Genomic DNA, 24,570 nt, shown 5'->3' with positions numbered 1-24,570 from the left:
TTCACCCGGGATGTCGGCCCGTCGGGGAACGAAGGTGCACCGCACCGGTTCCCGGCGGACACCGACGCCCTCGCACCCCAGGGCCACGGCCGAACGGCCGTCCCGACCGCATGGAGAAGTACCTGCACAACCGGCTTGTGGGAGCGGCCCCTTGACGGGGCGGCACCCCCGCAGGCTCGCCGTTGCGACCGCGGCATGAAGCAGCTGATCACATCAGCGTGCGAAGACGAATGGGGACACGAACATGAGACGATCAGTCGCACGGCGACTGTACGCGGCAGTGGCCACGATGGCGGTCGCGGGCGCGACCGGCGTGGTCCTGACGATGCCCGAGGCGTCGGCCGCGGTAGCCGGTGGTGCCACCGGTTACGCGACTCAGAACGGCGGAACCACCGGTGGCGCCGGCGGACAGACGGTGCGCGCCACCACGGGCACCGCGATCCACACAGCCCTGTGCAACCGTGCCAGCGCCAGCACCCCGATCATCATCCAGGTCGAGGGGACGATCAACCACGGCAACACCGCGAAGGTGTCGGGCGACAGCTGCAACACCGCCGCCGGGGTGATCGAGCTCAAGCAGATCAGCAACGTCACGATCGTCGGCGTCGGCAGCGGCGCCGTGTTCGACCAGCTGGGCATCCACATCCGCCAGTCCAGCAACATCATCATCCAGAACGTGACGGTCAAGAACGTCAAGAAGTCCGGCTCGCCCACGTCCAACGGCGGTGACGCCATCGGGATGGAGAGCGACGTCCGCAACGTCTGGGTCGACCACACCACGCTCGAGGCGTCGGGCGGGGAGTCGGAGGGCTACGACGGCCTCTTCGACATGAAGGACAACACGCAGTACGTCACGCTGTCCTACAGCACCCTGCGCAACTCCGGCCGAGGCGGACTCGTCGGGTCCAGCGAGACCGAGCTCTCCAACGGCTTCATCACGTACCACCACAACCTGTACGAGAACATCGACTCGCGCGCGCCCCTGCTGCGCGGCGGCATCGCGCACATCTACAACAACTACTACGTGAAGCTGAACGAGTCCGGCATCAACTCCCGGGCCGGCGCGAAGGCGAAGGTCGACAACAACTACTTCAAGGACTCCAAGGACGTCCTTGGCACCTTCTACACCGACGCAGCCGGGTACTGGCAGGTCAGCGGCAACACGTTCGACAACGTGACGTGGTCCGCGCGCGGCAGCGAGAACAACCCCGCCGGGCCCAACCCGACGTCCAACACCACCGTCAGCATCCCTTACGCGTTCACCCTCGACGCCGCGAGTTGCGTCCCGGGCGTCGTGGCCCAGACGGCGGGCGCCAACAAGGGCCTGAAGGTGTCGGACGGCAGCTGCTCGCCGACCACACCCACCCCGACCCCGGACCCGACGGACCCGACCCCGGACCCGACCGACCCCACACCGGACCCCACCCAGCCCAGCGGGACCAACCTCAGTCTCGGCGCCGGGGCCGACGGCTCCAGCAAGGCCTCTGGGTCGAGCTACGGCAACGTGCGCGACGGTGACCTGAGCACCTACTGGTCGCCGGCCGGCTCGACCGGTTCCATCTCGGTCAAGTGGGGCACCGCCACCTCCGTGTCCAAGGTCAACATCCGGGAGGCGTCGGGTTCCGCCATCGGTTCCTGGAGGCTGCTCAACGGTGACACCGGCGCCGTCCTGAAGTCCGGCAGCGGGGCTGGTGCGATCACCATCGCCCAGACGTCGCTGAAGAAGCTCACGTTCGAGATCACCGGCTCGACGGGGACGCCGAAGGTCGCCGAATTCGAGACGTACGCCGGATAGCGGCGAGGTCCCGGCGTCCGTCCGGGACCGGCTCACCCGGAGCTGTCCGGGGCGGCCGAAGTGCACGAGGCGGCGAGCCGTGACGACGGCTCGCCGCTGAACCTCCCCCGGGGCGGGGGCCGTCGCGCGGGGCGGCCCCCGCTTCCGTATGCCCGGGAGGCGGGACCAATGAGCCTGCGCCCCGGCCCTGGAAGGCCTCTGGCCTGCGCTGCCATCATGAGCGTGGCGTACGCGACGCGGTGCCAGCCGCCCCCTCTTTCCCGGAGTGTCCCTTGACCAGCGAGACCGACCACACCCCCGACACCCTCGATGCGCAGGCGATCCGTGCCTGCTTCCCGGCGCTGAAGGCGGGAACGGCCCGCTTCGACGCGCCGGGTGGCACCCAGACGCCCCAGCAGGTCATCGACGCGATCACCGAGGCCCTCACCCGGCCGCTGGCCAACCGCGGGGTGCTCACGGAAGGCGGGCGCAACGCCGAGGCCATCGTGGCGGGCGCGCGCATGGCCCTGGCCGATCTGCTCGGCACGGAGGCGGACACGGTGGTGTTCGGGCGCAGTGCCACACAGCTCGTCTACGACCTGGCGCGCACCCTGGCCAAGGACTGGGGTCCGGGGGACGAGGTGGTGGTGTCCCGGCTGGACCACGACTCGAACATCCGGCCCTGGATCCAGGCCGCCGAGGCGGTGGGGGCGACGGTCCGGTGGGCCGACTTCGACCCCGGGACGGGTGAGCTGGGCACGGGGCACGTCGAGGCCGTGCTGTCCGGCCGCACCCGGCTCGTCGCCGTCACCGCCGCCTCCAACCTCATCGGCACCCGCCCCGACATCCCGGCCCTCGCCGCGCTGGCGCACCGGGCCGGCGCCCTGTTCCATGTCGACGCGGTGCACTACGCCTCGCACGCCGCGGTCGACCTGACCGCTCTGGGCGCGGACACTCTGGTCTGCTCGCCGTACAAGTTCCTCGGACCGCATCTGGGTGTCCTGACCGGGCGGCGCGAACTGCTGGAGAGCCTGCGCCCGGACAAGCTGCTGCCCTCCTCCGACGCCGTACCCGAGCGGTTCGAACTCGGCACGCTGCCCTACGAACTGCTCGCCGGAGCGACGGCGGCGGTGGACTTCCTCGCAGGGCTCGTCCCCGGCGCGGGCAGCCGTCGGGAGGGCCTGGGGCGTGCGTTCGCGGCGCTCGCCCTGCACGAGGACCGGCTGCGCGGCCGCATCGAGGCGGGCCTGGCCGCACTGGACGGCGTCACGGTGCATTCGCGCGCGGCACGGCGCACCCCGACCACCCTGTTCACGGTGGCGGGCAGGGACCCCGGGGACATCTCCCGGCAGCTGGCCGAGCGTGGCGTGGACGCGCCCGCCGGATCGTTCTACGCGCTGGAGGCCTCCCGGCGGCTCGGGCTGGGGGACGGGGGCGGCGTACGGGTCGGTCTCGCGCCCTACACGTGCGACGACGACGTCGACCGGCTCCTGAACGCGCTCGACGTGCCCTGCGGCTGAGGCGGCGGAAGGCGAGGGCGGGCGGGCGTTCCCGCAGGCGCGGCAGATCGGCCGGCGCACCGCCCGGGCCGGCCCTCCCGGGCCGCGTACGGATCAGCGCCAGTCGGGAGCGCCCGACGCGGGGGACCGGACGCTCTCGATCTTCGTCCGGATCTCCCGCATGACCGCCACGACCCGGGTCTCGTGCTCCTCGCTGAGCCGGGCGAGCGGCACCGAGCAGCTGATGGCGTCGACGGCCGGCGAGTCGTACCGCAGGGCGAACCCGAAACCCGCGATTCCGGTCACCGTCTCCTCGTGCTCGACGGAGTAGCCGCGCTCGCGCACCTCGGCGAGGTCCGCGAGCAGGGCGCTGCGGTCGGTGTGCGTGTGCTCCGTGCGAGGCGCCAGAGGTCCCTCGGGGAGGGGAAGCCGGTCATCCGGGCGCTCGGCGAGCAGGGCCTTGCCGAGCGCTCCGGCGTGGGCCGGAATCCTGCGGCCGACCCTGCTGAGGGTGCGCCGGTACTCATGGGACTCGCGCGTCGCGAGATAGACGACGTTGGGCCCGTCGAGCCGGGCCAGGTGGATCGTCTCGCCGAGCGCGTCCGAGGCCTCGTCGAGATAGGGGCGGGCCGCGCGCACGTGCGGATCGCTGTCCAGGTAGCTCGTCCCCGTGTGCAGGGCGCGGATGCCGATGCCGTAGAGGGACCCCGTCGTGTCGGTGCGCACCCAGCCGCAGTCGATGAGGGTCCGCAGCAGCTGGTACATGCTGCTGCGCGGGACGCCCAGCTCCTCGGAGAGTTCGTCGAGGCGGGCCGGCCGGTCGCCGCGTGCGGCGAGCAGTTCGAGCAGCGCGACCGTACGGGACGCCGACTTGACCCCACGGACCCCGCTGTTCTCCGGCATCTCCACATCGTAGATCCGCGCTGCCGCACCCATTGACCCCGTCGCGTTCACCCGCCTAACCTCCGTTCTCATACATATACGTCATCTGCATATGGGGATGAGAGTTTGTGGAGCGGTTCCGCACGGACATCGAGGGCATCGCCCGGCGGCTGAGCCGGAGCATGGCGGGCGGGGTGCCCTCCTTCCCGCTCAACGGCTTCCGGGACGGCCCGGTGCGCGCGCAGCTCGCCGATCCCGGACCGGCGGACCTCGCCGACCTGGAGAAGAACCTCGACGCCGGGCGGGACCTGGTCGGCGCCCCACGCCGCCGCACCGCCTGATCCACCCCCCCCGCAGTGCCGGCCCATGCTCCCGCCGGGAGCCCTCGGGGGCCGGCGGTACGACCACCCCCACAGTCCGACAGTTCAAAGGGGAACTGACATGCCGCTCGTCGTGGTCGGGATCAGCGTTCTCGTGCTGCTGCTCCTGATGACCCGTATGAAACTCAACGGCTTCGCCGCGCTCCTGCTCGTGGCGATCGGCGTCGCGCTGGTCCAGGGGATCCCGGCGGTCGAGATCCCGGACATCCTCTCGGCGGGCATCGGGGACCAGATCGGCGACACCATGCTCACCATCGGCCTCGGCGCCATGGTCGGCAGGGTCATGGGCGACTCCGGGGCGGCCCAGCGGATCGCGGGCAGGCTGCTCGACGCCTTCGGGCCGCGCGGGGTCCAACTGGCCATGGTGGTCACGTCCATGCTCATCGGCGTGACCATGTTCTACGAGGTCGCCTTCATCATCATCGTGCCCATCGCGTTCACGCTGGTCAGGGTCACCGGCGTGAACCTGCTGTGGGTGGGCCTGCCGATGTCGATCTCCCTGTCCACGATGCACAGCTTCCTGCCGCCGCACCCCGGCCCCACCGCCGTGGCGGCGACCTTCCACGCCTCCGTCGGACACACCCTCCTCTACGGCCTGTTCATCGCCGTACCCGCCGGCGCGCTCGTCGCCCTGGTGTGGCCGCGCCTGCCGTTCGTCAGGGCCATGAACCCCTCCATGCCCAAGGGCCTCGTCAGTGAGCGGGAGTTCACCGACGAGGAGATGCCCGGCATGGGCTGGTCGCTGTTCGTGGCCCTCTTCCCGGTGGTGCTGATCGCCGGGGCTGCCGTGACCGACATGCTCACGACCGGTGAGAGCCCCTTCCTCCACGGGGTCGCCTTCATCGGCTCGGCGCCCGTCGCTCTCCTGCTGGCCCTCCTCCTGGCCGCCTGGGCCCTCGGACCGCGGATCGGCCGCAGCCTGGCCGACGTCAGCGCCTCCTGCGCCTCGGCGGCCCAGGCGATGGCGATGATCCTGCTGGTCATCGGCGCGGGCGGCGCGTTCAAGAACGTCCTCGTCGAAGGCGGGATATCCGACTACATCAAGGACATCACCGAGCACTGGTCCATCTCGCCGATCATCCTCGCGTGGCTCATCGCCGCCATCCTGCGCATCGCGCTCGGTTCGGCCACCGTCGCCGTGGTCACCGCCTCCGGCGTGGTGCTCCCGCTCCTGGCGGGCAGCGGCACCCACCCCGAGATGATGGTGCTCGCCGTCTCGTGCGGGTCGATCGCCTTCTCCCACGTCAACGATCCCGGCTTCTGGCTGTTCAAGGAGTACTTCAACCTCTCGGTCGTCCAGGCGATCAAGGTCCGTACCGGCTACACGACGGTGCTCGCGGTCCTCGGCCTCGGCGGCGTCCTGGCCGCGGAGTGGGCGCTCGACGTCCTCAGTCCGTGAATGCCCCGGTCCCTGCCCGCCCCCGTCACACCCAAGGAGTCCGACCAGCATGAACCAGCCGACCGTCACCCACTTCGCCGTCTATCCCGTCGCCGGCCGCGACTGCATGGAGCTGAACCTCTCCGGCGCCCACGGTCCCTTCTTCACCCGCAACATCGTCGTCCTCAAGGACTCCGAGGGCCGTACGGGACTGGGGGAGGTGCCCGGAGGCGAGAAGATCACCCGGACCCTGCGGGACTCCGAGTCCCTGGTCGTCGGCGCGAAGGTGGGCGACTACAAGCGCGTCCTGCGCGAGATCGGGAGCCGGTTCGCGGACCGCGACTCGGGGGGACGGGGCGCCCAGACCTTCGACCTGCGGACCACCGTGCACGCCGTCACGGCCGTCGAGTCCGCACTGCTCGACCTGCTGGGCCAGCACCTCGACGTCCCCGTCGCGGCATTGCTGGGGGACGGTCAGCAGCGCGACTCCGTACGGATGCTGGGCTACCTCTTCTACGTCGGCGACCCCGACCGCACCGGTCTCGACTACGTCCGCGAGCCCGCGTCCGACGTGGACTGGTACCGCATCCGTCACGAAGAGGCCCTCACACCCGAGGCGATCGTCCGCCAGGCCGAGGCCGCCTACGGCCTCTACGGCTTCCGGGACTTCAAGCTGAAGGGCGGAGTCCTCGCGGGCGCGGAGGAGGTCGAGGCCGTACGCGCCCTCAAGGACCGCTTCCCCGCCGCGCGCATCACCCTCGACCCCAACGGCGCCTGGTCGCTGCGCGAGGCGATCGAGCTGTGCTCCCCGCTGGTGGGCACGCTCGCCTACGCCGAGGACCCCTGCGGGGCGGAGGACGGCTACTCGGGGAGGGAGGTCCTCGCCGAGTTCCGCCGGGCGACGGGCCTTCCGACCGCGACCAACATGATCGCGACCGACTGGCGGCAGCTGACCCACGCCCTCGCCCTGCAGTCCGTGTCCATCCCGCTGGCCGACCCGCACTTCTGGACCATGCAGGGTTCGGTGCGGGTGGCGCAGCTCTGCAACGCGATGGGCCTGACCTGGGGCTGCCACTCCAACAACCACTTCGACATCTCCCTCGCCATGATCACGCACTGCGGTGCCGCCGCACCCGGCGAGTACAACGCCCTGGACACGCACTGGATCTGGCAGGAGGGCCTGGAGCGGCTGACCGTGAACCCGCCCCGGATCGCCGCCGGCGAGATCGCCGTCCCCGAGGCACCCGGCCTGGGCGTCGAGCTCGACACGGACCGTCTGCACGCGGCCCACGAGCTCTACCTGAAGGAGGCGCTGGGGGCACGGGACGACGCCGCGGCCATGCAGCACCTCGTCCCCGGCTGGACGTTCGACGCCAAGCGGCCCTGCCTGGTGCGGTAGCCGCGCCGCCCCGTCGGCTCCCGGTCCCGGCCGGATCGCCGGGCCCGCAGGAGCCGGCGGTAAGTCAGGACGCCTGCGCCACCGTCGCCATGAGCTTCGCCGTCCAGGTGCGCACGGCCTCGGAGAGCTCCGGTGTGACGAAGGCGAGGAGCGTGTCGTCCACGGTTCCGGCGGGACCGACGACCAGTCCGGTGCGACCCTCCAGGGCCGGGTCGGTGGCGGCGGCCAGCGGGCTCTTCGCGGCGGAGGCGACGGGAGCCGAGACGCCCTGCTGGATCTGCTCCCAGTGGGGTCGCAGCGCCGGCGGCAGGATGTCGATGGTCATGTGGGAGGCGTTGTCTGTCGCCGCGGCGCCGGGATCGGCGGCGAGGACCGCGATGCCCCTGGGCTCCAGGCGCTCGGCGAGCTCCATGGAGTACGCGAGATGGGCCAGTTTGGCCCGTCCGGTGACGGCCAGGCCGTAGTGGGGGCCCGGCGGTTCGGCGTCGTCGAAGACGGTCTGTGCCGCGGCGATCGCGCTCGACGTGACGTTCACGATGCGGCTCGGGGCCGCGGCGGCGAGCGCGTCGAGCAGCGCCTCGGTGAGGACGCGGGGAGACAGGTGGTTCAGGGCGATGCTCGCCTCGATGCCCTCCGGGTTCTCCCGGCGGCCGGTCCACATGCCACCGACGTTGTTCACCAGAAGGTCCAAGGCGCCTTCGTCGGCGAGGCGTTCCCCGAGCCGCCGGGTCTCGGCGAGGGACGACAGATCCGCGCGGACGAAGCGTCCCGCACGGCGTCCGGAGGCCTCGTCGAGGTGGGCCACCGCGGCCTCTCCGCGTCCTTCGTCGCGCGCGACGACGGTGACGTCCCAGCCCTGACGCGCCAGTCCGAGGGCGGTCTCCAGGCCTATTCCGCCGGTGCCGGCCGTCACCACTGCCTTCTTCGGGGCGTGCTCGGTCATCCTGTGCTCCCAGCTCGATGCGTCGTCCGGGAGGCGGGTCGCCCTCCGTCCGTTCCTCCAGCAGACAGCCCCGGCTCCGCTCGTGGAAGTTCCGATCAGGCATGGCGCGATGCCGCGACGGCATGGGCCCAGGTGGGAGGATGTCCGTATGGGTGACGTGGAGATCCGGCAGGTCCACTACTTCGTCGCGGTGGCGGAGGAAGGCAACTTCACCCGCGCCGCACAACGGCTGGCGATGACTCAGCCCGCACTCTCCCGGGCGATCCTGGCCCTGGAGAGGACCATGGGCGCCACCCTGCTGCTGCGTACCCCGAAGGGCGTCACGCTCACCGCCGCCGGGCACGCGATGCTCGACGAGGGCAGATCGTTGCTGGCGCAGGCGGGAAACGTGAGCTCGCGCGTGCGCCGGGCCGGCGAGCAGCAGGCTTCGGTGACGGTCAGCGGCCCCGGCTGCGACGCGGCGCTGCTGGACGGGATGGTCCGGTCGTACAACGAGGCCGACCCTGCGCATCCGGCCCGGACCGTCGTCGGCACCGTCGACGACCAGCTCGACCGGCTGCGGTCGGGCCAGGCCGACATCGCGCTCTGGCGTGCGCCGCTGCGTGACCACGGGCTGCACGGCGTGGTGCTGCGCCGCGAAGCCGTCTGCGTGCTGGTGGGGGCCTCGCACCCGCTGGCCGGCAGGGACTCGCTGCGGATCGCCGACCTCGCCGGTGAACCGCTGCTCCGCTGGCTGGGGCCGGGCCCCCAGGTCGGCGACCCCGGCCTGTGGCCGGACGGCCTGCCCGGTACGCCGGGCCCCCAGGTGAGCGACGGTCTGCAGATGCTCGCGGTCGTCCGGCTCGGACAGGCGGTCGCGCTCGCGGCCCTGCCGTCCGACGGCGCCGGTGCGCCCGAGGGGACCGTCGGTATCCGGCTGGAGGACGGACCGGCCGTTCCTCTGCGGCTGGTCTGGCCGAAGGAGCGGACGACGCCGGGCATCCGGCGCTTCGTCCGGCACACCGTCGCGGCGTTCCGGGAGACCGAGCAGGCCGCTCCGGCGTCGGAGCGCGGCGGGACGGCGTCGGAACCGATGGGCGGGGCGCCCTCGGGCGGCGTCTCGGGGCCGGTCCGGTCCGCAGCGGCGGCGGGCTGATCCGCGGCCTCGTCCAGCCGGGCGACGACGTCGGTGCTCCCTCCTGATGGGACCAGGGGCACGGGGCCGACACCGACGCGGCCGGCGGGTCCCCCGCCGGGGGAGGGCGGCCCGTCAGCCGGGCCGGCGGTTCGTCCGCACGCTCCACCTGCCCTCGAAGCGGCTGAGGCGGACCGGATGGTCGAAGCACTTGCTGACCTGATCGCTGGTCAGCACCTCCCCGACGGGACCCGAGGCCAGGCACCGGCCCTCACGCAGCAGCATCACATGCGTCGTGCCGGGGGGAAGCTCCTCCAGGTGGTGCGTGACCAGGACCGACGCGAGCTCGGGTGAGCTCTGCTGGAGCGAGTCGAGCCGTTCGATCAGCTGCTCCCGTCCCGCGACGTCCAGGCCCGTCGCCGGTTCGTCCAGGAGCAGCAGCCGCGGCCGCGGCATCAGCGCCCGCGCGATCAGGGCGCGTCCCCGCTCGCCCTGGGACAGGGTCGGCCACCGTGCCTCGCGTCTCCCGGCGAGGCCGAGCAGGCCGGTGAGTTCCTCGGCCAGTTCGGTCTGCTCCGGTGTGGGCCGCCAGCGGGGGAGGGGCTCGATGGTGTTGGTCAGACCCGTCAGGACGACGTCGCGGACCCTGAGCGGCGAGCGCAGCGCGTGGCGCGGGTCGACGTGGCCGACGTACGTGCGCAGTCGGCGCAGGTCGACCCGCCCCAGCTCGTGCCCCAGGACCTCGACCCTTCCCCGGGTGGGGTGGGTGAGCGCGCCCAGGAGGCCGAGCAGCGTGCTCTTGCCCGCACCGTTGGCGCCGAGCAGGGCCCAGTGCTCGCCGCCCCGGACGGTCAGTGACACGTCGCTGAGGATCGGGTTCCCGTCGCGGACGAGGTCCACGTCGCTCACGCGGAGCACCGGTTGCGTGTCCGTCATCAGGCCTGCGCTCCGGTCCGGTTGACGGCGGCCATGACCGCGTGGACGGATGCGGCGAGGACCGAGGTGTCCCGGCCGGATCCCCAGCGGGTCACCCCGTTCGCGCGGCACTCGGTGTAGGCGACGGCCGTGCTGCCGGGACCTGTCGCGGTGGCGTGCTCGGTGCAGCGCAGGACGTCGACCGTGACACCCGCCGAACGCAGGGCGTCCGTCAGGGCGGACAGCGGTCCGTCGCCGTCACCCCGGCAGGAGCGGACCTGCCCGCCGGTGCGGAGCTCGCAGGTGAACTCGTGGCCCCCGGTCCCGGTTTCCGAGGTGGACCAGGACTCCAGGGTGAGGGTGCCGTCCTGGGCCGGGGTGATGTAGGTGCTGCGGAAGAGCTCCCACAGCTCCTTGTGCGAGAGCTCGCGCCCGGTGCCGTCCGTGACCTCCTGCACCGTGCGGGAGAAGTCCTGGCGCATCGCGCGCGGCAGGTCCAGCCCGTGGTGGGTGCGGAGCAGATGGGCGATCCCGCCCTTGCCGGACTGGGAGTTGACGCGGATGACCTCCTCGTACGTACGGCCGATGTCATGCGGGTCGATGGGCAGGTACGGAACCGCCCAGGGAGCCTGTCCGGCGCTCACCCCGGACTCGGCGGCCTGCTTCGCGTGGTGGGCCATGCCCTTGGCGATGGCGTCCTGGTGGGTACCGGAGAACGCCGTGTGCACGAGTTCACCGCCGTAGGGGTGCCGGGGATGGACCGGGAGCCGGTTGCAGTGCTCCACCACCTCGCGCACCGCGTCGATGTCGGAGAAGTCGACCATCGGGTCGACGCCCTGTGCGTACAGGTTCAGGGCCAGAGTCACCAGGTCGACGTTTCCCGTGCGCTCGCCGTTGCCGAACAGGCAGCCCTCGACGCGCTGGGCGCCCGCCAGCACGGCCAGTTCGGCGCAGGCGACACCGGTACCCCGGTCGTTGTGCGGGTGCACCGAGAGGACGACGGAGTCGCGGCGCGCCAGGTGGCGGTGCATGTACTCGATCTGGTCGGCGTAGACGTTGGGGGTGGCGATCTCCACCGTGGCCGGCAGGTTGTGGATCACCGGCCGGTCCGGGCTCGCCTCCCACAGCTCGGTGAGGCCGTTGCAGATGTCCAGGACGAAGTCGGGCTCGGTGAGGTTGAAGACCTCCGGGGAGAACTCGAACCGGACGTCCGCGTCCGGCCGTTCGCCGGCGCGCCGCATCAGGTGGGTGGCGGCGTCCCTGATCAGTGCGTCGACCTCGGGGCGGGACCGGCCGAGAACGACGTCCCGCCATACGGGCGCGGTGGCGGTGTAGAGGTGCACGACGGCGTGGGGGAGTCCCTCGATGGACTCGACGGTCCGGTCGATCAGGTCCTGGCGGGCAGCCGTGAACACGGAGACCGTCACGTCGTCGGGCACCGCGCCGCTCCCGGCGAGATGGCGTACGAAGTCGAAGTCGGTCCTGCTGGCGGACGGGTAGCCGACCTCGATCTCCTTGAAGCCCATGGCGACCAGGAGATCGAACAGGCGGCGCTTGCGCTCGGTGTCCATGGGCTCGGCCAGTGCCTGATTGCCGTCCCGCAGGTCGACGGGCACCCACAGGGGAGCCCTCTCGAGCCGGCGCGACGGCCAGGTGCGGTCCGTCAGGGGCAGCGCCACCCGGTCGTGAGCGGGACGGTAGCGGTGGTGGGGCATCGAGCTCGGGCGCTGGGGGTTCCAGACCGGTGCGTCCGCCGGGAGGTTGCCGGACGGAGTGCGCAGGGTGGGAAACGCCAGGGTCTCGAAGGGGGGAGCCATCGTGGGAAGCCACTTTTCGGTCGGCCATGAGATGACCGGCACAGCCCGACACCCGCTGCGGGGGGCCGGTCGTCCGAGTGTCAGGCCCCGCAGCGGCGGACGAGAAGAAGAAGCTCGTTCAGCGGCATGCCGGGTACAGTAGCCGGAACGAACTCCTCAGACAACCTGAGGTGTGCACGGGAAGTGGACACACATGCCGCTGGGACCCCTGAGACCCTCGCCGCTGGTCGAGCAGGCCGCCGAGCATCTGCGCGACCAGATCACCGGCGGGACCTGGCCCGTGGGCACGAAACTCCCCGGCGAGACCACTCTGGCCGCATCCCTCGGTGTCGGGCGGTCGACGGTCCGTGAGGCGCTGCGCGCACTTTCCGGTGCGGGGCTGGTGCAGGCACGGCAGGGGGCGGGCGTCTTCGTGATCGCGTCCGAGGCCAAGGAGGACTGGTCCGCGCAGTTGCGCCGCGCGGCGGTCACCGATGTCTACGAGGTCCGCATCGGCATCGAGGTCGAGGCCGCGCGCCTGGCCGCACGACGTCGGACGGATGAGGACATCGCCGGTCTCTCGGCGGCCCTCGCCGGACGCCGCGACGCCGCGGGGGAGGGCGACGCCGCGTTCGTCGACGCGGACATCGCCCTGCACGCCGCCGTGGTCGCGGCCGCGCACAACCCCGTTCTCTCGGCCCTGTTCACCGAGTTCGTGCCCTCGTTGCGCCGGGGGCTGATCGACATGCTGGAGCTGCTCGACCTGCGCTCCGGGGACCCGAACCACGGCGACGACGACCACGCCGCGCTGGTGGACGCCGTCGCGCGGGGGGACGGCGACGCGGCGGGCCGCACGCTGCGCGAGGACCTGGAGCAGACACTGGCGCGGCTCACCGCCCTGTAGCGGGGGTGCGCGGTCCCACGCTGCCACCGGCGCGGTGCTCCGCAGTTCCGGTTCACGGGCCGACGGAGCACCGGCGCCGGCGGGGTCAGTGCCCGTGGCCGCCGTCCGACGGGCCGTCCTCGTGGCCACCCGAGGGTTCGGCCTGCCGGGGCTCCTGCGCTGTCGCGCCGGACGGGACGGTGAAGGCCGCCGTCCGGACCTTCCCGTCGTGCTTGAAGTCCAGGAACAGGCGGTAGGTGGCCGAGCCGGGTGCCGTAGCCGTGAACGATACGTGCGGCCCACGCTTCCGGGGGCCGTCGCCGGGGTCTGCCTCCGGATGGACGTGCGCATAGGCGAGGTCGCCGGCGCGCAGGGCGACGAGATGTCCGTACGCGCCCAGATAGGGCTGAAGGCCGGTGACGGGCCTGCCGTCCTTCCGCACGGTGAAAACGAGGCGCTCCGGCGCGTCCGGGCGCAGGGTGCCGTTCAGCGAGACGGTGTATCCGTCGACCGACGCCGTCGCGGCGGGCTTCGGCAGTTCCGCCGGCTCGTACGGCCCGGAGGCGGCCAGATCCGCGCCCAGGGTCAGGCCGGTGGCGCTCCCGCCGCCGGGGGTGAAGTCGGCGAAGACCCGGTAGTCGCCCGCGGCCGGCAGCGCGACGGGGGTGCTCCACGTGCCGTCGGCCGCGCGGACCGGATGCAGGTGGCGGTAGGTGGCCAGGTCGCGTGAGGCGAGGATCAGGTGGAGTTCCTTGCCGTGTTCGCGCTGAAAGTCCGTGACCTGCCGGCCGGCCCGGTCGCGGACGGCGAAGCGGAGGTCGCTCCGCTGCCCGGCCTTCACGCGCGGATTCCTGAGGTCGAGCGTGTATCCGCCCTCGGTGACCTGGAGACCCCCGGCAGGGGGGCCGGTGGGGCCCTCCTCGGCGCGTGACGTGCTGCTTTCCGCGTGTCCGGAGCGCTTGGGGGAGGCGGTGGAGCCGTCCTCCGGGCCGGCCGCGAGGCCGACACCGTAGGCGGCCCCGAAGGAGACCGCGAGGGCGGCGGTGAACGCGGTGATCTTCGCGGCGGGATTCATGGCTGCTCCTGTGCTCTCTGCGCGGAGGGCCCGCGGGGGTCCGACACTTCGATCGTATACCCCATGGGGGTATGTTCAAGCCCTTTCTGGGAGCTTGCGCTGCATACGGGCAGGGGGTATATCTGGAGGCATGGAAGGATACCCATAAGGGGTATGCCGTCCCCGTTCGGACGAGGTGCAGGACATGACTCCCACGAAGCCCGGCACCGCCCGGGTCGAGCTCGCCATCGGCGGCATGACCTGTGCCTCCTGCGCGGCGCGGATCGAGAAGAAGCTCAATCGCATGGAGGGGGTCGAGGCCACCGTCAACTACGCCACGGAGAAGGCCAGGGTCGCCTTCGCCGATGACGTCTCGGTCGACGACCTGGTCGCCACGGTCGAGGCCACCGGCTACACCGCCCGCCCGCCGGCGCCCGCCCGTCCCGGGCCCGGCGACGCCGGCGCACCGGCCGCGGGCGAGGCCGGCGACGGGCGCCCCGACGCCGAGCTGTCGTCCCTGCGGCAGAGGCTCGTCACGGCAGCGGTGCTCGCCGCACCGGTCATTGCGATGGCGATGATCCCCGCCCTCCAGTTCGCGTACTGGCAGTGGCTCTCCCTCACGCTGGCCGCTCCGGTCGTCACCTACGCGGCATGGCCCTTCCACCGCGCCGCCTGGACCAACGCCAGGCATGGCGCGGCCAGCATGGACACCCTGATCTCGCTCGGCACATCGGCCGCGTTCCTGTGGTCTCTGTGGGCGCTGTTCCTCGGAACGGCCGGGATGCCCGGCATGACGCACCCCTTCTCGTTCACGATCGGCCGCAGCGACGGAGCGGGGAACATCTATCTGGAGGCCGCGGCCGGAGTCACGGCCTTCATCCTGGCCGGCCGGTACTTCGAGGCCCGCTCGAAGCGCAAGGCGGGCGCCGCCCTCAAGGCGCTCATGGAGCTGGGCGCCAAGGAGGTCACCGTGGTGCGCGAAGGCCGTGAGACCACGCTGCCCACGGCCGCCCTGCAGGTCGGAGACCACTTCCTGGTCCGCCCCGGGGAGAAGATCGCCACGGACGGGACGGTGGTCGAGGGTTCATCCGCCGTGGACGCCTCGATGCTCACCGGTGAGTCGGTACCCGTCGAGGTCTCCGCGGGTGACCCCGTCACCGGGGCCACGCTCAACGCCGGCGGGCGCCTGGTCGTCGAGGCCACCAGGGTGGGGGCCGACACCCAGCTGGCGAGGACGGCCGCGCTCGTGGAGGAGGCGCAGAACGGCAAGGCCGCCGCCCAGCGCCTGGCCGACCGGATCTCCGCGGTGTTCGTGCCGGTCGTCATCGCGCTGGCGCTCGCCACACTCGGCTTCTGGCTCGGCTCGGGCGCCGGACTCACCGCGGCCTTCACCGCCGCCGTCGCCGTACTGATCATCGCCTGCCCCTGCGCCCTCGGGCTGGCCACCCCCACCGCCCTGCTGGTCGGCACCGGGCGCGGGGCCCAGCTGGGCATCCTGATCAAGGGGCCGGAGGTCCTGGAGAACACCCGCAGGGCCGACACGATCCTCCTCGACAAGACGGGCACCGTCACCACAGGCCGTATGACGCTGCTGAAGGTCCACACCACAGGGGAGGTGGACGAGGCCGAAGTGCTGCGCCTCGCCGGTGCGTTGGAGCACTCCTCCGAGCACCCGATCGCCCGGGCGGTCGCCGAGGGCGCCGCCGCGAGGGTCGGCGCGCTGCCCGCTCCCGAGGAGTTCGCCAGCATCCCCGGCCTCGGTGTCCAGGGCGTCGTGGACGGCCACGACGTCCTCGTGGGCCGCGAGAAGCTGCTGGCCGAACGGGCCGTGGTGCTCCCCGAAGAGCTCAGGGACGCCAAGGACCTGGCCGAGAAGGGCGGGCGAACCGTGATAGCCGTGGCCTGGGACGGCGAGGCGCGTGCGGTCCTCGAGGTCGCCGACGCCGTCAAGGGGACCAGCGCCGAAGCGGTCCGGCGGCTGCGCGCCCTGGGGCTGACGCCCGTCCTGCTGACCGGCGACAACAAGGCGGTCGCCGAGTCCGTGGCGGCCGAGGTCGGCATCACCGAGGTCATCGCCGAGGTCATGCCGCGTGACAAGGCCGAGGTCGTCAGGAAGCTCCAGGCGCAGGGGCACAGCGTCGCCATGGTTGGTGACGGGGTCAACGACGCCGCCGCGCTCGCCCAGGCGGACCTGGGCCTCTCCATGGGGACGGGGACGGATGCCGCCATCGAGGCCGGTGACCTGACCCTCGTCCGCGGGGACCTGCGGGTGGCCGCCGACGCGATCCGGCTCTCCCGCAGGACACTGGGCACCATCCGCTCGAACCTGTTCTGGGCCTTCGCCTACAACGTGGCGGCCCTCCCGCTCGCCGCGGCCGGTCTGCTCAACCCCATGATCGCCGGAGCGGCCATGGCCTTCTCGTCGGTCTTCGTCGTCGGCAACAGCCTGCGCCTCCGCGGCTTCCGCGCGGCCGGCTGAGGCGGTACGGATCCCGGGCCGAGGCAACACGCTCCCGGGGTTTGCGTCCGGCGGCCCGGAGCGGCAGGGTGCACAGGTGTGGCCACTCTGCTGATCGTGCATCACACCCCCTCGCCCAACTGCCAGGCACTGTTCGAAGCGGTGGTCTCCGGCGCGACGACGGAGGACATCGAAGGCGTACGCGTCGTGCGGCGGGCCGCACTCGCCGCCACGGCGTCCGACGTGCTCGCCGCCGACGGCTACCTGCTCGGCACCCCGGCGAACCTCGGATACATGTCCGGTGCGCTGAAGCACTTCTTCGACCAGGTCTACTACCCGTGCCTGGACGCGACGAAGGGCCGGCCGTTCGGCTTCTACGTGCACGGCGGCAACGACGTCACCGGCGCCGTACGAGGCATCGAGACCATCACCACGGGCCTCGGCTGGCGTCGTACGGCCGAAGCGGTGACCGTCACGGGAGAGCCCGGCAAGGCCGACACCCAGGCCTGCTGGGAGCTGGGGGCGACGGTCGCCGCCGGACTGATGGACTGAAGCCCTCACCGCGACAGCGGCCCCGTGCGGGAGCGGTCGGGACACGGGGCGCTCATCGTGCGCCCGGGGCTGCTTCGCGCCAATTCCGCGCTCCCGCCGCCTCGGTGCGTGCGGGACGCTGCCTGCGCCGGGCGGCTGCGGGCGCCACCGGAACCACCGCCTCCGACAGGCCGATCGAGGCAGGTGGCGAGTGCCGTGGACATCCCGGGACCGTCCCGAGGCGGGGGTGTGACCATCTCGGCCATCCTTAAATCAGTCGCTTGACTGATGTCGTGGCACCGGATTGCCTGGACGCCCCGAGACGCCCGAGCGAGGAGACGACGCATGGAGCGGACGGTGCGGGCCGAGCAGGTCAGCGAGACCAGGGAGCGGATCCTGAACGCCGCCGAGCGGCTCTTCGCCGAGCGCGGCGTCTACGCGGTGTCCAACCGCAGGGTCAGCGAGGCCGCGCACCAGGGCAACAACGCCGCCGTCGGCTACCACTTCGGGACCAAGGCCGACCTGGTGCGTGCGATCACCCGCAAGCACAGCCGGAGGATCGAGGAGGCCCGTGCCCGGCTGCTGGCCGGCATCGAGGACCCCACGGACATTGGGGAGTGGGTGGCCTGCCTCGTGCGCCCCACCACCGAGCACCTCGCCGCGCTGGGCAGCCCCACCTGGTTCGCCCGGTTCTGCGCCCAGGTCATGACCGACCCGGCGTTGCAGGACATCATGGCCGAGGAGTGGCTCGCCTGCCCGCCGACGCTGCAGGCCCTAGAGGGGCTGAACCTGTGCCTGCCCGATCTGCCGGCCGACGTCCACGTCGAGCGCGCCGCCATGTCGCGCAACCTCATCCTCCACACCTGCGCGGAGCGTGAGCGCGCCCTCGCCGGGAACACCGCCACCCCCCGCACGAACTGGCACGACACGGCCACCGGACTCATCGACGCCGTCGTGGGGCTCTGGACCGCGCCGGTCACGCCCTGCCGCTGACCGCGCCCCGGCTCCAGCCCTTCGACTCCCCACCTGCGCACCAGCGGCTCCACGCGGGCCGCCCGTGCCGAGAAGAGAGGCTTCATGATCCCCTCCCACGTGCTCGTGGCCGGCGCGTCCGCCGCAGGGCTGGCCACCGCGGAGGCGCTGCGCCGCAAGGGCTACCCGGGCAGGCTGACGCTGCTGGGCGGCGAGCTCCACCCGCCCTACGACCGCCCTCCCCTCTCCAAACAGGTGCTGGCCGGCACCAGATCCCCCGACACGGTCCGGCTGCGCCCCGCCGACGTGCCGGCCGCCCTGGACGCCGAGCTCCTGCTCGGCGATCCCGCGGTCGGCCTCGACCCGCGGACCCGTTCGGTGCGCACGGCGTCGGGCCGCGAACTGGGCGCCGACGCCGTGGTCGTGGCCACCGGACTCCGGCCGAGAACCCTTCCCGGCGGGCAGGACACCGCAGGCGTTCACGTGCTGAGGACCCTCGACGACGCACTGGCGCTGCGCTCGGACCTCCTCGTGTCACGGCGGCTCGTCGTGGTCGGTGAGGGAGTGCTCGGCTCCGAGATCGCCGCCACCGCCCGTTCCATGGGACTGGACGTCACTCTCGCCGGCCCCCGGCCGGCGCCGATGCTGGCCCAGCTCGGGCCGGTGGCCGCCGGGCTGCTCGCCGCGCTGCACACCGGGCACGGGGTGCGCCTGCGGCTGGGCGAGGCGGTCACCGGACTCGCGGCTGCCCGGGGCCGGGTGACCGGAGTCCGTCTGGACACCGGGGAGGTGCTGCCCGCAGACGTGGTCGTGGTCGCCATCGGCGCCGATCCCGCCACCGCATGGCTGGAGGGCAGCGGGCTGCGCATCGACGACGGCCTGGTCTGCGACTCGCGTTGCCGGGCGGCACCGGGGATCTACGCCGTCGGGGACGTGGCGGCCTGGCACCACGAGCTGCTCGGCGCCACGATGCGCCTGGAGAACCGTACGAACGCCACCGAGCAGGCCCTCGTCGTCGCGGACAACATCCTGGGCGCCGACCGGCCGTACGTCCCCGTCCCGTATTTCTGGACCGACCAGTTCGATGCCCGGATCCAGGCCCACGGCAGGCCGGGGCCCGACGCCGAGACCGCCGTCGTGGACGGCGACCCCGCGAGCGGACGGTTCGTCCTCCGCTACACGCGCGACGGCCGGGTCACCGGCGTCCTCGGCTGGAACATGCCCAGACAGGCCCGTCTGCGCCGTCCGGAGATCGGCGGCCCCGTCCAGTCCCTCGAACCGTCCGCGCCCTGACAACGGCCGACGGCACGTCAGCCACCGCACGACGAAGTGAGGAAGCGATGACCAGCACCGTACGCCCGGACGAGGCACACGCGCCCGCCGCCCCGGAATTCCCGATGCCCCGGGCGACGGGATGTCCGTTCGACCCGCCTCCCGCCCTGAAGGCCGAGCAGGAACAGGGGTCGCTCAGGAAGGTCCGCCTCTGGGACGGGACCACGCCCTGGCTGGTGACCCGGTACGCCGATCAGCGCACGCTCCTCGCCGACCCGAGGATCAGCGCCGACGTCACCCGGTCCGGCTATCCCAGTCCGGCGCCGCTGAGGGGGTCGAGCTTCAGTTTCATCCTGATGGACGATCCCGAACACGCCCGTCAGCGGCGGATGGTGACGGCACCCTTCACGATCAGGCGGGTGGAAGCGCTGCGGCCCGCCGTCCAGAAGATCGTGGACGGACTGATCGACGAGATGCTGTCCGGCCCCGCGCGGGCCGACCTCGTCCAGGCCTTCGCCCTTCCGGTCCCCTCGCTCGTGATCTGCGAGCTGCTCGGAGTGCCCTACGCCGACCACGACTTCTTCCAGGCGAACAGCAAGACCCTCATCAGCCGTACCGCACCGCCCGAGGAGCGGGGCGCGGCCCACGCCAACCTGATCGGATATCTGGACGAGCTGATGGGCTCCAAGATCGCCGGTCCGGCGGACGATCTCCTGTCGGGCCTCGGTACGCGCGTCGAGGCGGGGGAGCTGTCCCGGCGCGAGGCGGCCGAGATGGGCGTACTCCTGCTGCTCGCCGGTCACGAGACCACCGCGAACATGATCGCTCTCGGCACCCTCGCCCTCCTCGAGCACCCCGCCCAGCTCGCCCTGCTGCGCGACACCGAGGACCCGAAAGCGGTCGCCGGCGCCGTGGAGGAGCTGCTGCGCTACCTCAACATCACTCACGGGGGCCGCCGTCGTGTGGCGCTGGAGGACATCGAGATCGCCGGTGAGGTCATCCGGGCGGGGGAGGGGATCATCGTGCCCAACGACATCGGCAACCGTGACCCGGAGGTCTTCGCCGACCCCGACCGGCTCGACCTCCGGCGCGACGCGCGACGCCATGTCGCGTTCGGTTTCGGCGTGCACCAGTGCCTCGGCCAGCCGCTGGCCCGCATGGAGCTGCAGGTGGTCTACAGCACCCTCTACCGGCGCATCCCCACCCTGCGTCTGGACACCGGCCTCGACCAGCTGTCGTTCAAGCACGACGGAGCCGTCTACGGCGTCCATGAACTGCCCGTGGCCTGGTGACCCCGCACCCCCGTACCTGCCCGACAGCGACAGCGACACCGACGACGAAGGAGTGCTCATGAAAGTGACCCTCGACCAGGACAAGTGCGTGGCGTCCGGGCAGTGCGTGGTCGCGGCCGACGACGTGTTCGACCAGGACGACGACGGCATCGCGGTGCTGCTCGACCCCGCGCCGCCGTCGGAACGGGCCGACGACGTCCAGCAGGCCGCGGCGGTCTGCCCGGCCCTCGCCATCATGGTCCAGGACTGACGGGGAGGGGCCGGAGGCGGCGGTGGTCCACTGCCGCTCCCGGCCTCCGTCGCCCGTCCTCCTCCCGCCGTGGCCCTGTCCGCTACGGGACGGGGAGGAGCGTGCCCGTGGTGGAGCGGGACTCGATGTCGCGGTGCGCCCGCTCCGCGTCCCGCAGCGGGTAGCGCCCTCCGACACCGGAGGCGTGGCCATCCTGATGTCCACCGGCCGGACCGCCCATCTGGAGGCCGCGCCGGACACGTCGCCGGACCTGCTGCGCGCCACGGGCGCGCCGGCGCTCTCCCCCGAGGTCCGACCGTAGGGGTCTGACGCACGGGCGCGTCTCCGGCCGGGCGCGCCGCGGTCTGCCGGCGGCCCCTCCCGGCCCCGCCCCCCTTCCGGGGCGCCGCCCACCCCTTCCGCTCAGTGCGGACTCCAGCTGAGCTTGCCGCCTCCCACCCACCTGACGGACGCCGGGTCGTCGAGGTCGTGGACCGGGACACCGGCCGCGGCGGCGGCGATCAGGACGTCCGTCATGGCGGTCGCGCTCCCGATCACCTCCCCGTCGATCTCCACGATGCGGAAGGGCGGGTCGCCCGGCTGGACGGGCAGGACGGTGATCCGGGGGGTGGGGGCGTAAGGGCTCTCGGTCATAGGCGGATCGGTTCCACGCCGACGCCCCGGGTACGCCTGCAGACATCATCCGTGAGTCAAATGCCCGTTTTAGAACGTTTTTAGAAATTAATCCCGTAATCCATAAAAGGCCATTTCGTGGGACCTGGCCCCCTTCGCTCGGGCGCAAATCGCCCGAATCGGACTCCGTGACCAGGGTCACCTCCGGCGCCCCGGACGCGGGTGTGCGGCAGTCGGTTCCCTTCTGCGCCAAGAGAAATGAATGACGCGGTGTGGGGTGGATTACATGAATTCCCGTGAATCGATCTTGCGGATGAATTGTGATCACTCCGCCAGGCTTGTTCCTTTCCCTATTTCTCGCCTACGGTCACCATCACTCCGGGCGGAACGCCGAATCCTGCCGCCGTCCGGTTACCCGACCACTTCTCGTACGGCAGGAGCGGGGGACCCAAGTAAGCGCCGATCCGGTTTCCGGAGCGGCTCGGGGTGAAGTCGCATTCACATGCGGCCGGGCATCTCCAGCTCGAACCCGACAGCTCACTTCGCAGGCGACGGAGAGGAATTCAGCATGCCCGAAAACGGTAAGCACCGTCGTTCCAGGACCACTTCGCTCACCCGCGGCATCATCGCCGTGAGCACGGGTGGAGCCGCCCTGGCCCTTCCCCTGATCGGTGCGACCGGCGCCTTCGCCGCCCCGGCCCAGCCCGCCGCCGTGGAAAAGGCCGCAACGTCGACTGCTGTGTCCGGCAAGGGAATTGCCGCGCAGAAGTCCAAGTCCACCACCTATTCCGTCGTCCTGGGTGACACCCTGGCCAAGATCGCTCGCGAGCATTCCGTGAGCGGTGGCTGGAAGGCCCTGTACAAGGACAACGAGAAGGTCGTCGGCGGAAACCCCGACCTCATTCACCCCGGCCTGAAGATCACTATCGGCGCCAAGGGCGGGAACAAGTCCGCGGACAAGGCCGAGAAGGCCGAATCCAAGGCTTCCGACCGTGCCGAGAAGAGCGCCGACCGCGCCGACCGTTCGGAGCGCACGAGCACCTCGCTCGCCGCCGAGGGCGCTCCCGCCGCCGAAGCCGCTCCCGCGGCCGAGCCGGCCTCGTACACGAACGACCTCGACGGCTGGATCAAGGAGTCGCTGGCCGTCATGGCCGAGCACGGCATCCCCGGCACCTACGAGGGCATCCACCGCAACATCATCCGCGAGTCCGCGGGTGACCCGCAGGCCATCAACGACTGGGACATCAACGCGATCAACGGCGTCCCGTCGAAGGGCCTGCTGCAGGTCATCGACCCGACCTTCCAGGCCTACCACGTGCCCGGTACGTCGATGGACAGCTACGACCCGGTCGCCAACATCACGGCCGCGTGCAACTACGCCGCGGACAGGTACGGCTCGATCGACAACGTCTTCGGTGCCTACTGAGTCCTCATGGACGCGGGTCCTCCGACGCACGGGCGTGTGACGGAGGGCCAGAACTGACGGGTGGTACGGGTTCGGCGGAACCCGTACCACCCGTCTTTCGTGTCCGGGGGCCCATGTCGCGTCGCCGCAGCGCAGGCCGGCGCCCCCGCGACAGGCCGGTCGGAGTACGGCTGACTGGTCTCGTACAGGTTCGTCGTCCATACTGCCCGCCGTGGAGCAGCGCATAGATTCGAACGACAAGCCCGAGTTCGCCGCGGGGACAGACCCGGCGTACGTCCCCGGCCTGACGGCCCCTGCCCCCGCGCGGACGGAGGCGGAGGCGGCAGCGGAGAAGGCGGAGCCCGAGGGGGCCCCGGCGGCCGATGTCGCGGACGCTCCCGCCGAGGGGGCGGCCGTGGACGGTCCCACGGCCGCCGGCGCCGCGATCCCGGAGCACGGGGCCGAACCGGTCGACCGGGCCGACCCGGACGGCGAGGACGCCGGAGGCGGGGACGGCCCCGTCTTCGAGGTCAGCGACCGGCGCGGGTCCATCAGGGTGGACGCCGAGGGCGTCCGGTTCCGGCTCGACGACCAGGAGGCGGAGTTCGACTGGTCCGAGATCGGCGCGGTCGAAGTCAAGACCGGCCGTTTCGGACGCCGGTTCACCGTGACGGTGCACCTGTCGAGCCGCCGGTGGTTCAACGCCGAGGTCGAGGCCGGATCCCGGGGCGACCTCAAGGGGTGGACGGCGGAACTCGACGAGGTGCTCGACGCCTACTTCGAAGAGGCCTGACCTCCGCGTCCACGGCCGCACACCGGGCTGCTCGCCGGCCCGGTGTCCGGCATGCCGTGACGGGCTTCAGCCTCCGGCCACCGCGCCGAGCACCACGGACCGCGTCAGATGACGCGGCAGGTCGGGGTCGAGCCCACGGGCCTCCGCGCGGGCGATCGCCAGCCGCTGGACCCGGACCAGATCGGCCAGCGGGTCCAGGCCGCTCTCCACCCAACGGGCCCCGGTCGCCAGCACCTGCTCGCGGAGCCCCTCCGGAGCGGTGCCGAACATCCAGGTCGCCGTCCCGGCCGTGGCGATGCTGATGGGGCCGTGGCGGTATTCCATCGCCGGATACGACTCCGTCCAGGAGAGTGACGCCTCCTTCATCTTCAGCGCCGCCTCGTTCGCCAGCCCGACGGTCCAGCCGCGTCCCAGGAAGCTGAACTGGGTGCATTCCAGGAGCCCTTCGGGAAGCGGCTCCGCCAGTGCGGTCTCCGCGTCCCGTACGGCGTCCTCGGTGTGCAGTCCGAGATGGGCGCGGAACAGGGTCAGCGCGGTGGTCGCGAAACGCGTCTGGACCACGGACCGTTCGTCGGCGAAGTCGAGGACGACCACCTCGTCGGCGGCGTCCATCACCGGGGTCTGCGGGTCGGCCGTCACGGCGAGGGTCCGGGTCGTGCCGCGCAGGCGGGTCAGCAGGTCGAGCACCTCGGTCGTGGTTCCCGAACGCGTCAGCGCCACCACCCGGTCGTACGCGCGCCCGAAGGGGAACTCCGAAGCGGCGTAGGCGTCCGACTCGCCCTGCCCGGAGGCCTCTCGGAGCGAGGCGTACGCCTGTGCCATGTAGTACGACGTTCCGCAGCCGACGACGGCGATGCGCTCACCTGCGGCGGGCAGGGCCGCCTTCCGGTCGGCAGCGACCTCCGCCGCGCGGCGCCAGCAATCCGGCTGGCCGGCTGTCTCGGTCTCGACATGGGACATGTCCGCAC

At 71.9% G+C, this 24,570-nt stretch carries 22 protein-coding genes and 1 riboswitch; of the genes, 15 read left to right on the top strand and 7 right to left on the bottom strand.

Annotation, left to right across the window (positions count from 1 at the left end):
- The first annotated feature begins 244 nt into the window (after positions 1 to 244).
- Both ACFUNE_RS31255 and ACFUNE_RS31250 read left to right on the top strand, forming a co-directional pair.
- Complete coding sequence (locus ACFUNE_RS31255; protein WP_383574968.1) at positions 245 to 1,795, top strand: polysaccharide lyase family 1 protein; 1,551 nt, start codon at positions 245 to 247, stop codon at positions 1,793 to 1,795.
- Positions 1,796 to 2,067: 272 nt separating this feature from the next.
- Complete coding sequence (locus ACFUNE_RS31250) at positions 2,068 to 3,294, top strand: cysteine desulfurase-like protein (protein WP_383574966.1); 1,227 nt, start codon at positions 2,068 to 2,070, stop codon at positions 3,292 to 3,294.
- Between the two features lie 93 nt (positions 3,295 to 3,387).
- Here the strand turns inward: ACFUNE_RS31250 and ACFUNE_RS31245 are convergent, their stop codons facing one another.
- A complete protein-coding gene (locus ACFUNE_RS31245) occupies positions 3,388 to 4,176 on the bottom strand; it encodes an IclR family transcriptional regulator (protein WP_383574964.1) in 789 nt (262 codons plus the stop codon).
- A 107-nt stretch (positions 4,177 to 4,283) separates the two neighbouring features.
- On the opposite strand from ACFUNE_RS31245, the gene ACFUNE_RS31240 reads away from it, so the two are divergent.
- The 3 genes from ACFUNE_RS31240 to ACFUNE_RS31230 all read left to right on the top strand — a co-directional run bounded on the left by ACFUNE_RS31240 (position 4,284) and on the right by ACFUNE_RS31230 (position 7,312).
- Positions 4,284 to 4,496: a hypothetical protein gene (locus ACFUNE_RS31240; RefSeq protein WP_383574962.1), complete on the top strand. Its 213-nt coding sequence runs from the start codon at positions 4,284 to 4,286 to the stop codon at positions 4,494 to 4,496.
- 100 nt (positions 4,497 to 4,596) lie between these two features.
- Complete coding sequence (locus tag ACFUNE_RS31235; protein ID WP_383574960.1) at positions 4,597 to 5,934, top strand: gluconate:H+ symporter; 1,338 nt, start codon at positions 4,597 to 4,599, stop codon at positions 5,932 to 5,934.
- Between the two features lie 49 nt (positions 5,935 to 5,983).
- Positions 5,984 to 7,312, top strand: coding sequence for an enolase C-terminal domain-like protein (locus ACFUNE_RS31230; RefSeq protein WP_383574958.1), 1,329 nt, complete (start codon positions 5,984 to 5,986; stop codon positions 7,310 to 7,312).
- A 64-nt stretch (positions 7,313 to 7,376) separates the two neighbouring features.
- Here the strand turns inward: ACFUNE_RS31230 and ACFUNE_RS31225 are convergent, their stop codons facing one another.
- On the bottom strand, positions 7,377 to 8,255 hold the full coding sequence (locus tag ACFUNE_RS31225) for an SDR family NAD(P)-dependent oxidoreductase (protein ID WP_383574956.1): 879 nt from the start codon (positions 8,253 to 8,255) through the stop codon (positions 7,377 to 7,379).
- Positions 8,256 to 8,403: 148 nt separating this feature from the next.
- Here ACFUNE_RS31225 and ACFUNE_RS31220 point away from each other — a divergent pair, with 148 nt between their 5' ends.
- Positions 8,404 to 9,390: a LysR family transcriptional regulator gene (locus ACFUNE_RS31220; protein WP_383574954.1), complete on the top strand. Its 987-nt coding sequence runs from the start codon at positions 8,404 to 8,406 to the stop codon at positions 9,388 to 9,390.
- Positions 9,391 to 9,504: 114 nt separating this feature from the next.
- Here the strand turns inward: ACFUNE_RS31220 and ACFUNE_RS31215 are convergent, their stop codons facing one another.
- Entirely contained in the window at positions 9,505 to 10,305 is an 801-nt protein-coding gene (locus tag ACFUNE_RS31215; RefSeq protein WP_383574952.1) for an ABC transporter ATP-binding protein, read from the bottom strand.
- Positions 10,305 to 12,101, bottom strand: coding sequence for a 2-isopropylmalate synthase (gene leuA / locus ACFUNE_RS31210; RefSeq protein ID WP_383574950.1), 1,797 nt, complete (start codon positions 12,099 to 12,101; stop codon positions 10,305 to 10,307). The genes ACFUNE_RS31215 and leuA overlap by 1 nt, the downstream gene beginning before the upstream one ends.
- A gap of 193 nt (positions 12,102 to 12,294) precedes the next feature.
- On the opposite strand from leuA, the gene ACFUNE_RS31205 reads away from it, so the two are divergent.
- The gene (locus ACFUNE_RS31205) at positions 12,295 to 12,984 is read left to right on the top strand and encodes a FadR/GntR family transcriptional regulator (protein WP_383574948.1); all 690 of its coding nucleotides are present in this window, start codon (positions 12,295 to 12,297) and stop codon (positions 12,982 to 12,984) included.
- Positions 12,985 to 13,069: 85 nt separating this feature from the next.
- Here ACFUNE_RS31205 and ACFUNE_RS31200 read toward each other — a convergent pair whose 3' ends face one another.
- Entirely contained in the window at positions 13,070 to 14,038 is a 969-nt protein-coding gene (locus ACFUNE_RS31200) for a hypothetical protein (RefSeq protein WP_383574946.1), read from the bottom strand.
- Positions 14,039 to 14,222: 184 nt separating this feature from the next.
- Between ACFUNE_RS31200 and ACFUNE_RS31195 the strand changes: the two genes are divergently transcribed.
- From ACFUNE_RS31195 to ACFUNE_RS31170, 6 genes are all read left to right on the top strand, one after another.
- Positions 14,223 to 16,496, top strand: coding sequence for a heavy metal translocating P-type ATPase (locus ACFUNE_RS31195; protein WP_383574944.1), 2,274 nt, complete (start codon positions 14,223 to 14,225; stop codon positions 16,494 to 16,496).
- 78 nt (positions 16,497 to 16,574) lie between these two features.
- Positions 16,575 to 17,027, top strand: coding sequence for a flavodoxin family protein (locus ACFUNE_RS31190; protein ID WP_383574942.1), 453 nt, complete (start codon positions 16,575 to 16,577; stop codon positions 17,025 to 17,027).
- A 324-nt stretch (positions 17,028 to 17,351) separates the two neighbouring features.
- Positions 17,352 to 17,999, top strand: coding sequence for a TetR/AcrR family transcriptional regulator (locus ACFUNE_RS31185; protein WP_383574940.1), 648 nt, complete (start codon positions 17,352 to 17,354; stop codon positions 17,997 to 17,999).
- An 84-nt stretch (positions 18,000 to 18,083) separates the two neighbouring features.
- Positions 18,084 to 19,271, top strand: coding sequence for an NAD(P)/FAD-dependent oxidoreductase (locus ACFUNE_RS31180; protein ID WP_383574938.1), 1,188 nt, complete (start codon positions 18,084 to 18,086; stop codon positions 19,269 to 19,271).
- 47 nt (positions 19,272 to 19,318) lie between these two features.
- Positions 19,319 to 20,542, top strand: a complete 1,224-nt coding sequence (locus ACFUNE_RS31175) for a cytochrome P450 (protein WP_383574936.1) — start codon at positions 19,319 to 19,321, stop codon at positions 20,540 to 20,542.
- 58 nt (positions 20,543 to 20,600) lie between these two features.
- Positions 20,601 to 20,792 carry a ferredoxin gene (locus ACFUNE_RS31170; protein ID WP_383574934.1) on the top strand — a complete coding sequence of 64 codons (192 nt, stop codon included), beginning with the start codon at positions 20,601 to 20,603 and terminating at the stop codon, positions 20,790 to 20,792.
- 402 nt (positions 20,793 to 21,194) lie between these two features.
- On the opposite strand, the gene ACFUNE_RS31165 is transcribed toward ACFUNE_RS31170, so the two are convergent.
- Positions 21,195 to 21,425 carry a hypothetical protein gene (locus tag ACFUNE_RS31165; RefSeq protein WP_383574932.1) on the bottom strand — a complete coding sequence of 77 codons (231 nt, stop codon included), beginning with the start codon at positions 21,423 to 21,425 and terminating at the stop codon, positions 21,195 to 21,197.
- A 357-nt stretch (positions 21,426 to 21,782) separates the two neighbouring features.
- Positions 21,783 to 21,968, top strand: a riboswitch (cyclic di-AMP (ydaO/yuaA leader).
- A 4-nt stretch (positions 21,969 to 21,972) separates the two neighbouring features.
- Between ACFUNE_RS31165 and ACFUNE_RS31160 the strand changes: the two genes are divergently transcribed.
- Together ACFUNE_RS31160 and ACFUNE_RS31155 are read left to right on the top strand one after the other, a co-directional pair.
- On the top strand, positions 21,973 to 22,830 hold the full coding sequence (locus tag ACFUNE_RS31160; RefSeq protein ID WP_383574930.1) for a transglycosylase SLT domain-containing protein: 858 nt from the start codon (positions 21,973 to 21,975) through the stop codon (positions 22,828 to 22,830).
- A gap of 211 nt (positions 22,831 to 23,041) precedes the next feature.
- The gene (locus tag ACFUNE_RS31155) at positions 23,042 to 23,602 is read left to right on the top strand and encodes a hypothetical protein (RefSeq protein ID WP_383574928.1); all 561 of its coding nucleotides are present in this window, start codon (positions 23,042 to 23,044) and stop codon (positions 23,600 to 23,602) included.
- 66 nt (positions 23,603 to 23,668) lie between these two features.
- Here ACFUNE_RS31155 and ACFUNE_RS31150 read toward each other — a convergent pair whose 3' ends face one another.
- Positions 23,669 to 24,562 (bottom strand): SIS domain-containing protein, encoded by an 894-nt coding sequence (locus ACFUNE_RS31150; RefSeq protein WP_383574927.1) that lies wholly within the window; start codon positions 24,560 to 24,562, stop codon positions 23,669 to 23,671.
- Positions 24,563 to 24,570: the final 8 nt, after the last annotated feature.

The sequence above is a fragment of the Streptomyces sp. NPDC057287 genome, assembly GCF_042667905.1.
In the GTDB taxonomy this organism is placed as follows: Bacteria; Actinomycetota; Actinomycetes; order Streptomycetales; family Streptomycetaceae; genus Streptomyces.
This window is presented reverse-complemented; position numbering and strand designations above follow the sequence as displayed.